This window comes from Corallococcus aberystwythensis, assembly GCF_003612165.1.
Lineage (GTDB): Bacteria > Myxococcota > Myxococcia > Myxococcales > Myxococcaceae > Corallococcus > Corallococcus aberystwythensis.
Genome location: NZ_RAWK01000330.1, coordinates 1 through 9540 on the forward strand (window position 1 = coordinate 1; position 9540 = coordinate 9540).

The 9540-nt window shown below is 68.4% G+C and carries 9 protein-coding genes; 5 read left to right on the forward strand and 4 right to left on the reverse strand.

The window, feature by feature from the left end; translation table 11 throughout:
• Positions 1–340 precede the first annotated feature (340 nt).
• The 3 genes from D7W81_RS36235 to D7W81_RS36245 all read left to right on the forward strand — a co-directional run bounded on the left by D7W81_RS36235 (position 341) and on the right by D7W81_RS36245 (position 4147).
• Positions 341–2128, forward strand: a complete 1788-nt coding sequence (locus D7W81_RS36235; protein WP_120559944.1) for a serine/threonine protein kinase — start codon at positions 341–343, stop codon at positions 2126–2128.
• Positions 2129–2136: 8 nt separating this feature from the next.
• Entirely contained in the window at positions 2137–2625 is a 489-nt protein-coding gene (locus tag D7W81_RS36240; protein ID WP_120559945.1) for a DUF2381 family protein, read from the forward strand.
• 307 nt (positions 2626–2932) lie between these two features.
• Positions 2933–4147 (forward strand): FadR/GntR family transcriptional regulator, encoded by a 1215-nt coding sequence (locus D7W81_RS36245; RefSeq protein ID WP_120559946.1) that lies wholly within the window; start codon positions 2933–2935, stop codon positions 4145–4147.
• Between the two features lie 90 nt (positions 4148–4237).
• On the opposite strand, the gene D7W81_RS36250 is transcribed toward D7W81_RS36245, so the two are convergent.
• Complete coding sequence (locus D7W81_RS36250) at positions 4238–5071, reverse strand: oxidoreductase (protein ID WP_120559947.1); 834 nt, start codon at positions 5069–5071, stop codon at positions 4238–4240.
• An 86-nt stretch (positions 5072–5157) separates the two neighbouring features.
• On the opposite strand from D7W81_RS36250, the gene D7W81_RS36255 reads away from it, so the two are divergent.
• On the forward strand, positions 5158–6054 hold the full coding sequence (locus D7W81_RS36255; protein ID WP_120559948.1) for a LysR family transcriptional regulator: 897 nt from the start codon (positions 5158–5160) through the stop codon (positions 6052–6054).
• Here the strand turns inward: D7W81_RS36255 and D7W81_RS36260 are convergent.
• The gene (locus tag D7W81_RS36260) at positions 6032–6886 is read right to left on the reverse strand and encodes a DUF5131 family protein (RefSeq protein ID WP_120559952.1); all 855 of its coding nucleotides are present in this window, start codon (positions 6884–6886) and stop codon (positions 6032–6034) included. The genes D7W81_RS36255 and D7W81_RS36260 overlap by 23 nt on opposite strands.
• Positions 6887–6941: 55 nt before the next feature.
• A complete protein-coding gene (locus tag D7W81_RS36265; RefSeq protein WP_120559949.1) occupies positions 6942–7589 on the reverse strand; it encodes an SRPBCC family protein in 648 nt (215 codons plus the stop codon).
• Between the two features lie 160 nt (positions 7590–7749).
• On the opposite strand from D7W81_RS36265, the gene D7W81_RS36270 reads away from it, so the two are divergent.
• Positions 7750–9243 carry an HAD-IG family 5'-nucleotidase gene (locus tag D7W81_RS36270; protein ID WP_120559950.1) on the forward strand — a complete coding sequence of 498 codons (1494 nt, stop codon included), beginning with the start codon at positions 7750–7752 and terminating at the stop codon, positions 9241–9243.
• A 23-nt stretch (positions 9244–9266) separates the two neighbouring features.
• Here the strand turns inward: D7W81_RS36270 and D7W81_RS36275 are convergent.
• Positions 9267–9540, reverse strand: a 274-nt coding sequence (locus tag D7W81_RS36275) for a DUF2267 domain-containing protein (RefSeq protein ID WP_147445753.1), incomplete at its 5' end; no start/stop codon positions are given.

Consider the following 9540-nt stretch of genomic DNA (forward strand, 5'->3'; position numbering starts at 1 on the left):
CTCGGGGGGAGTCTCCGCCTGGGTACCGGGACCGCAACCAGCGAGCATGCTCACGGCAAGAAGGGCTGTGCCAAGACGACGCATCAGGAACTCCTGAGTGGGGGGAGGTGCTGCGGTGAGACGCGGCTCAATACACCAAATCCGTCTGACACACCCCGCTCGTTCCGCGACTTGTTCATGTCACATTTCAGTCACCACCGACGCATTCCGCTGGGAGCATTCCGCGAGGGCCCCGGGGTGAGACTTCCTGACGTGAGAGCACATGAGCCCGGAGTTTGATCCAGCGCGCGGGCAACGTGACCTTCCAGGTTGAGTGGACTTCGTGCAACCCTCTGGGTCCATGAGTCTGGAAGGGTCACAGGTGTTCCCGGCGGCGCTCCAGCCCGGCGCGGTGGTGGGGCGCTGGCGCGTGCTGGGGACGTTGGGAGTAGGTGGGTACGGCGCCGTCTACCGGGTCGAGCCACTGGACGCGCCGGGGCGGAGCTTCGCGCTCAAGCTGTCGCTGCATCCGGATCCGGCCCGGGCGCTGCGGGAGATGGCGCTGCTGCTGGACCGGGCGTGGCACCCGAACGTGGTGCGGGTGCATGCCTCGGGGCGGTGGCCGGATCCAGTGGAGGGGCTGCCGTACTTCGTCATGGACTGCGTGGAGGGGATGGCGCTGCACGCCTGGGCGGAGGCGTTCAACCCCACGTTCCGGCAGGTGGCCATGGTGGGGGGCTCGGTGGCGATGACGCTGGGGGTGTTGCATGCGAGGGGCGTGCTGCACCGGGACCTGAAGCCGGAGCACATCCTGATCCGCCCCCGGGAGCAGGTGCCGGTGCTCATCGACTTCGGTGCCGGGGACCAGACGGGGGCTGCGACGCTGACGACGACCACCCTGCCCCCGGGGACACTGCACCTGCGCAGTCCGGAGGCCATCCGGTTCCAGCAGCTTCATTGGAGACAGCCGGAGCTGCGCTACCCATACAACGCGGCGGACGACCTGTATGCACTGGGCGTATGCCTGTACCGGGCCGTCACGGGGCACTACCCGTTCCCTCCAGAGCAGGAGCCGGAGCTGCTGGCGGTGGCCATCACGGAGCGGTTGCCGCCGGCCCCCCGGGACATCAACCCGCAGGTACCGGAGTCCCTGTCGCGGGCCGTCCTGCGGCTGCTGGCGAAGGAGCCTGAGCAACGGCCGAGCACGGGAGAAGCGGCGCATGCGGAGCTGATGCGGGGCCTGCTGTCCGGAGGGTCAGCGGCGTTCGAGGCGCACCTCTTCGATGAGATTCCGGGCACGCCGAAGCAGATCCGCCGTCCGGCGTGGCCTGCGCAGCCATACCTGAAGCCCGCGCCTCGGGCGGCTCCGGTGGTGGAGTCCCCACGCCGACGCCCAGCCTGGGGTTGGCTGGGGGTGGCGGGGTGCCTCGGATTGCTGCTGGCGGGACCTGGGACCTGGGAGGTCCTGCTTCGGGGCTGGACTCGTCATACAACCCCAGAGGTCCTGGAGACTGTTTCCGCCCCAGGTGGTCATAAACTGGCGAGCGCGCCAGACCGCCCGCACAGTGTTCCTGTCGCCGCACCGGCGACCGCTGCCCTCGTGGTGGCGCCAAAAGAGGAACCTGCCCCCGTGACAACAAAGCCTCCTGCTCCGCCGTCTCCGAAGCCTGGTCGCACCCTCAAGACCGCCACGATTGCGTCCTGCATGGCGGGCATGGCCTGCGCCAGTGCACCCCTGGTGGATCGCCCAACGCCTCCAGCGGAGGACTGTCCGCAGGACGCAAGGGCAGCCATGTCAGCGCTGAAGATCGACACCATCCAGTGGGCCGCCAAGTTCGACCCGACCACACGCTCAGATTTCGTCACCGTCCGCGAGGGACGTACTGCGGTGTACACCGTCGGCAGCGAGGGGCGCGTGAGGCACGGTTCCATGCTGACGGGCACGCTCTACGTCGGTGCCAAGCGGGTCTACGGCCGTTTCACGCAACTGCGTCAGAACAAGACCGGTGAAACATTTCCCGTCTGTATTGAACTCTGGTTTCTGGATGACATGACGCGGGGCGTTCCACGCAGTGAAGGGGGAGATGAGAACACGGCCGTCGTCCCCAACATGATGTCCGTGCGGTCAATCTGGCGATACGACGAATAGGAGGGCGCGTGCTCCTGTTCCTGCTTCCGCTCCTCGCAGCCGCGGATGGAGGGGTTCCTGACGACGCAGCCATTCCGGTTTCCGAGCGGGCCTGTCCCGACGTAGGGCTGACAGCAATGTTGTCCGAAGCCCTCCTGGATCAAAAGGGAGTCCGGACGTTGCAATTGAAGACGCCCGAAACGGATTCCTCGGACGCGATGTTCCAGGTCAGGACCTTCCGCTCCGCGCTTCGGGTCGCGGTGCAGTTGGAATTCTCCGGGCGGACGTCCCTCTCCGGCAAGGTCTCAAGGGCCAGTCTCAGCGGTCCGAATCAGCAGACATTGAGGGTCGTGGCGGCGCGCCAGCTCGATCCCACGTCCGAAGCCGAGACTGCCCGGATCATCGTGGAAGCTGAAGCGCTGACACTGGAAGCTCGCGGTATCTACACGCTGGAACTCCAGGACGCGGAAGGCACGCGACTGCTCGTCCTGCCAGGAGTCCGGTTCCCTTCCATCTGAGCCACTTCGACGCCGTCAATGGCCTGGACGCACTAAGAGCTCAAAACGGTTCGGGTGTCTCGGGAGGGATGGCCCATGGCCATGGCCGCCAGGCTTCGATTTCTCGCCAACTCGTGAGCAGCAGCGGAGGTCGGGGCACGGGTGGAGGTGCCCACCGGGCAGGCGACATCGCCCAACTGGTCCGACTGTCGGACCAGTTCGCGCCCCTTCCGGCCCGGGGGCGCGCTGGCTCAGCAGGGTGGCCGCTCGCGTCCATGTCAGACCCATCTGGTTGGATGGGCGAAGCATTGGCGAGGAGGCGGCGGGGATGGTGAGGGTGGGGCTGGTGGCGTACGTGGAAGAGCAGCTTGAGCGGGAGATTGCGCAGGGGAGGCTGCCGAGGAATGGGGGGCTGCGCTCGGAGCGGATGATGGCGCGCCACTTCGGGGTATGCCGGGGCACGGTGCGCGAGGCCTTGCGGCGGCTGGCGGCGAGGGGCCTGGTGGTGCTGCGTCCCGGGCGTCAGGCGCGTGCGGTGGCGCTGGACGAGTCCCTGACGCTGGAGAACCTGGGGCTGGCGCTGCATGACACGCGCACCCAAGAGTCCCGGCGCCTTCTGGAGGGCTTCTTCAGCCTCAAGCGCCAAGTGCTGGTGGAGTTGCTCTCCGACTGCTGCGCGCATGCATCCGACCTGGACCTGCAGCGGCTAGGGGAGACCCTCTACACGCTCCAGGACGCAGCGCGCTGGTACCACCCCAAGGAGCGCGGCGCGCAGCTGGAATTCGAGTTGCTGCGGCTGTCTGCCCGGGCGGCGGCACGGCCCGGGCACCTGCTCCTCATCCAGTCGCTGCAGCGGGCCTTCCGGGGCATCGCGGACCGGCTGCTGCCCTTCATGGGGGGCGATGCGATGCGCCAGTGGGTCCTCTGCGCGTTGGATGCGCTGTATGCGCGTGACGTGCAGGCGCTTCAGCATCAGCTGCCGGCGCTGATGAAGACGTACGACGAGCTTGTGCTCGACCAACTCGCTCCTGTCCCTCGGGAGCAGGTGGCCCCCGAGGCCCACCACGCTCAGGTGGACCGCCACGACAGTTCCGCCCCAGCCACAGCGGTGCGCCATTTCGAGGATGAACGTCCTCTTCAGGCGCCCACTTCAGTCGTAGGGCAGGACGAGACGCCGACAGTGCGATCTTGCGTGGAGGCGCGTGGCCTGGAAGGTCCTGAGCCAGCCACTGAGCAGAACGAAGCATTGAAGGCACGGTCCTTCGTGGAGGAGCGCGGCTTCGACAACCTCACGCCTACCGCCGAGAACCAGGAAGTGCTCGGGGTTGAGCCTGGCCTCCATGATGAGCGCGCTGGGGAGGACGTGATGGGCTCGGCCTTGAGAGACCTGTCCGACTGCCGGACAGGGTCTGGTGCCTCGGCTCAAGAAGCGGCCGCCAGTAACCCGAGCCCCCATCCCCTGGCGCCCGCGAGGGCTCTTGAGCCAGAGGGCTGTGCGCCTCTGGCGTCTCATTGCCTGGTTCCTGGTCGCCCTGCTCCATAAGCAACGACAGCCCTACAAGTCCGCTGTCGTCCGTGAAGCGCCGCGCCTTGCTTCCGCGCCGGATGGTTCAACGAGTGTCTGACTATCGCCTCAGAACCCCATCGCCAGCGCGATCTGCTCCGTGCGGTCCACGTCCGCCGCTACCTGCGCCAGCTTCTCGCGGATGGCTCCGGGCGCATCCGGTCCCAGGAAGAGCCGCAGTGTCGGGGCACCCGCGGCCACTGCGTCCGCGATGGCCTTCGCGGCCTTCACGGGGTCGCCGGGCTGCGTGCCGGCGGCCTGCGCCACGTAGGCGCGCATCGGGCCCACCGTCTCCGCGTAGGCAGGCAGCTCCGGCATCGACCGGAATGACGGGCCCAGCAGCTTCGTGCGGAACATGCCCGGCTCCACGATGAGCACCTTCACTCCGAAGGGCGCGACCTCCTTCGCGAGTGACTCGGACAGGCCCTCCAGCGCGTGCTTGGCCGCGCTGTACGCGCCCACACCGGGATATGTGACCAGTCCGGCCACGCTCGACACCTGCACGATTGTGCCCGTCCTGCGCTCCCGCATGTGCGGCAGGACTGCCCTCGTCATCGCCACCGCGCCGAAGAACAACGGCTCGAACGCCGCCCGCAGCTCCGCGTCGCACATCTCCTCCACCGCGCCCAGCAGCGTGTAGCCCGCGTTGTTCACCAACACGTCGATGGCGCCGAAGCGCTTCAGCGCCGCCGCGATGGACTCCTGCACCTGCTCCGCCTTCGTCACGTCCAGCCGGACCGCGAGCACCCGGTCCGGTGCCAGTGCGACCAGGTCCTCCAGCGTGCGCGGGTCCCTCGCTGTCGCGACGACCCGCTCCCCTCTCGCGATGACCTCCTCCACGATGCTCCGGCCAAACCCCGACGACGAACCCGTAACGAACCAGACCTTGCCTTGTGCGCTCATGACTGCCTCCTGGCCCATGAAGTACGCCTGTGGCCTCCGGTCCGAAACGCGTCGTCCCTGGATGCGCTTTGTAGCTACGCTAAGGAATGCGCGACGACCTCTCCGGCCTCATGGCGTTCCTCGCGGTGGCTCGCAGGCGGAGCTTCACCGCCGCCGCAGCGGAGCTTCACGTCACTCCTTCCGCGGTGAGCCAGAGCCTCCGGGCCCTTGAAGAGCGAGTCGGCGTGCGGCTCCTTCAACGCACCACCCGCAGCGTGGGACTCACTGAAGCCGGCTCGCGCTTCCTGTCGCGGCTCGAGCCCGCGATGCATGGCGTGCAGGATGCCTTCGAGTCCCTGGGCGAACTTCGGGACCGGCCCTCCGGACTCCTTCGCCTGACCCTGCCTCGCTATGGCTATCAGGAGGTGCTCGGGCCCCGGCTCGCGGAGTTCCTCGCCGCCCATCCCGACATCCGCGTGGACATCCAGTTGGACGACGCGTTCATCGACATCGTCCAGCAGGGCTTCGACGCGGGCTTCCGCATCGGGGAACACGTGGAGCGCGAGATGATTGCCATTCCCGTGAGCGGCGACATCGCCATGTTCGTGGTGGGCGCGCCGTCGTACTTCGCGAATCGCGGCAAGCCGAAGCACCCTCGTGACCTGCGCGACCACGACTGCATCAACTACCGCAGCAGGACCACCGGCGGCCTCTACCGCTGGGGACTCACCGACGGCGGAAAACGCATCGAGGTCGCCGTCGAGGGCCGCGTCGTCATCGACGACTCGGAGTTGCAGGTGGACACCGCCGTGGCCGGACTGGGGCTCGCCTACGTCCCGGAGAGCCGCGTCCGGAAGCACCTCGCGGAGAAGCGCCTCGTGCGCGTGCTCGAACCGTACTCCTCCACCCTCCCCGGCTTCTTCCTCTACTACCCGAGCCGGACCCACGTGGCGCCCAAGCTCAAGGCGCTCATCGACTTCTTCAAGGTGAAGCGGCGGCGCTGATCACGCCGTCCACCACCGTGGCCGGCGGCGTCAGCCACGGGGCGGCCAGTGCTTCGGCTTCCCCCAACAACCGCAGGCGCCGGGCATCGTCGGGAAACGGCGCCGTCGTGCTCCCGGGCAGCGCGTCGTACGTGCGCCCATCCAGCACCCGCCCCGCCTCAGCCTTGCGCTTGCCTCCCCACTGCTTGAAGAAGAAGGCCACTCCCGCCGCGTCACACTGCTCGCGCACCGAGCGCACCCAGTCCGGGTCCAGCGGACGCGCCTTCGCGCCGCTCTCGCCTCCGACAATCACTCCGTCCACACCCGTGAAGTCCACCGTGCCCAGGTCCTCCAAGAGAGGCTCGATGGACAGGAACCGCACCCGCGCTGACGTGGCTTGCAGGTGCTTCACTCGCGGCAGGCCGTACTTCCGGTCCTCCACGCTCACGCCCCACCACACGTTCGGCAGCCTCGCCGCGAACGCGAGCCGCGTGGACAGCAGCCGCTGCATCCGCTCCGCCCGCTTCGTCAGCACCTGGAACGTGTGCCAGTCCGCCAGCGCCATCACCCGCGCCACCGCCTCGATGTACGCCTCCGGGACTTCATCCAGGAACAGGTCGCTCATCGAGTTCACGAACACGCGCTTGGATGCCTTCCAGCGCAGCGGCTCGGCGAGCTTCCCTGGAATCAGTTTCAGGTCGAAGCCCTGCTCATAGGGATGGCCCGGCACGCCCCGGAACCGCTCCGCGAACGTCTCCGCGTAGCAGTGCTTGCACCCGGGGCTCAGCTTCACGCAGCCGCGCACCGGGTTCCACGTCGCGTCCGTCCACTCAATCTTGGAGTTGTCAGCCATGGCGTCCGGAAGGAACACCCGGCCCGCCTGCCTCCATCCCCTTCGCCTCCAACCCCTACTTCGAGGGAGGCGTGTCCACGCCCAGCGACTTCGCGCGCTTCTCCACCGCGCGCAGCGTGTCCACCACCGCGTCCTTCTGTCCCATGTTGGCCAGGAACCCCGGGACGGAACCGGCAGGGTCCACCGTGAACTTGTAGACGACCCAGGATGTGCCCTCGCCCTTCGGCTCCACCTTCCAGCTGCCCTCGTTCAGCCGCAGGCGCACCACGTCCCGCCGGGCAGGGAACGCGTCCGGCTCCGCCTTCCAGCGCTGCTGGTACACGCCCGTCCCGTCCGCGGCGACCTTCGACTCCGTCACCACGTGGCAGATGTAGTCCCGTGACGACACCACCGGCAGGTCCAGCCGCGTGTACGTGAGCCGCCCGCCGTCGTCCGTGGGCCGCACCACCCGCGACTCCTTCACGTACGGCATGAAGAGCCGGTACGAGCCCTGGTCCTCCAGCGCCGTCTGGATCTGCAACGCGCTCGCCTTGAGCTCGCCTTCCGCCCAGATGTCCTTCGCCTTCGTCCCCGGGCGGGGCCGCACCTTGATCACGTAGGGCGACGTCGCCACCGTCTCCCACTCCTGCGCCCCGGCCACGCCCGCCGCCAGCACGGCTCCCGCCACCAGGGGCGCGCCCCAACGCCGCGTCATTCCCAACATGTGTCTGCCCCTCGGTCCGCGCGCTCGCCGGCCCTTCGCGACGCGTACGGCACCTGTATCCCATCTTTCCGACACCTGGACGGCCTGGGCCTGCCCACGAGATGACTCGGGCACACGGGCCGCTCGACTTTGCGAGCAAGCCTTGGCAAGCCTTGCTCCCATGCGTCCTCACTTCTCCGGTCCCCCGCCCGAGCGCGGCCTGTTCTGCAACCGCACCCTCAATATGCGCGCCATCAAGGCCGTGGGCTACGACATGGACTACACGCTCATCCACTACCGCGTGGAAGCGTGGGAGCGCCGCGCGTACGAGTACATCCGCGACCGTCTGGTGGAGCAGGGCTGGCCCGTGGCCGACCTGACGTTCGACCCGATGCTCGCCATCCGCGGCCTCATCATCGACACCGCCAAGGGCAACCTCCTCAAGGCCAACCGCTTCGGCTTCGTGAAGAAGGCCCTGCACGGCAGCCTCCCCATGGGCTTCGAGTCCCAGCGCGAGGCCTACAACCGCACCGTCATCGACCTGGCCGACCGGCGCTGGGTGTTCCTCAACACGCTGTTCTCCCTCTCCGAGGCCTGCATCTACGCGCAGCTCGTGGACCGCCTGGACGCGGGCCAGCTCCCCGGCCCCATGGGCTACGCGGACCTCTACGAGCACGTGCGCAAGAACCTGGACGCCACGCACATGCAGGGGCGCCTCAAGGCGGAAATCATCGCGGACCCCGAGCGCTACGTCATCGACGACCCGGAGACGCCGCTCGCGCTGCTGGACCAGAAGAACGCCGGCAAGAAGCTGCTGCTCATCACCAACAGCGAGTGGGCCTACTCGGAGCCCATGATGCACTTCGCCTTCGACCGGCACCTGCCCGAGGGCATGACCTGGCGCCAGCTCTTCGACGTCGTCATCGTCAGCGCGCGCAAGCCCGAGTTCTTCACCACCCGCTCCACCCTCTTCGAGGTGGTGGAGGCCAACGGCGAGGCGCTCCTGCGTCCGCACTCCGGCCCCCTGGACAAGAACAAGCCCTACTTCGGCGGCAGCGCGCTGGAGCTGGAGCGGCACCTGGGCCTGTCCGGCGACGAAATCCTCTACGTGGGCGACCACATGTTCGGCGACGTGCACGTCACCAAGAACGTGCTGCGCTGGCGCACCGCGCTCATCCTGCGTGAGCTGGAGGACGAGGTGCGCGCCATCGCCGCCTTCCGCGCCACCGAGGTGCGCATTGGCGAGCGCATGGTCCAGAAGGAGCGCCTGGAGGCGGAGAGCTGCCAGGTGCGCCTGGAGCTCCAGCGCCGCCGCCACCAGTACGGCCCTCGCACGGACGCCACGGAGAGCGAGCTCGTCACGCGGCTCACGGAGCTGCGCGCGGAGCTGGAGGCGCTGGACGCGGAGCTGGGCCCCATGGCCCGCGCGGCCGGGGAGCTGTCCAACCCGCACTGGGGCCTGCTCACCCGCGCCGGCAACGACAAGAGCCACCTGGCGCGGCAGGTGGAGCGCTACGCGGACATCTACACGTCGCGCGTGAGCAACTTCCTCTTCGCCACGCCGTTCGTCTACCTGCGCAGCCCGCGCGGCAGCCTCCCGCACGACCCCAGCATCCCCGGCGGCACCCCGGTGTTCACCACCGGGGATGGCGCGGGCAGCGGCCCCGCCGAGTAGCGAAGAAGCGGCCCTGGCGCCTCCTACTGCGTGAGGCGCCAGAGGGCCTGCAGGTCCGCGGGGAGGTTGCTGGCGACCTTGTCCGCCTCGCCCTCCGTGATTTGATCCTGGAAGGCGCGCAGCACCGCGCGGATCACCAGCTCCGCCTGGTCCGCCGGCATCTGGAGGTCCTCCGCCACGGAGCCGATCATCTCCTCGCGGCCGAAGCGGTGGGGGCGCGGGGGGCGCTCCTCCGGGGGCGGCAGGAACTCCACCAGCATCCGGGGCAGCTGGGCCTCCAGATTCCGCGCCCCGTTG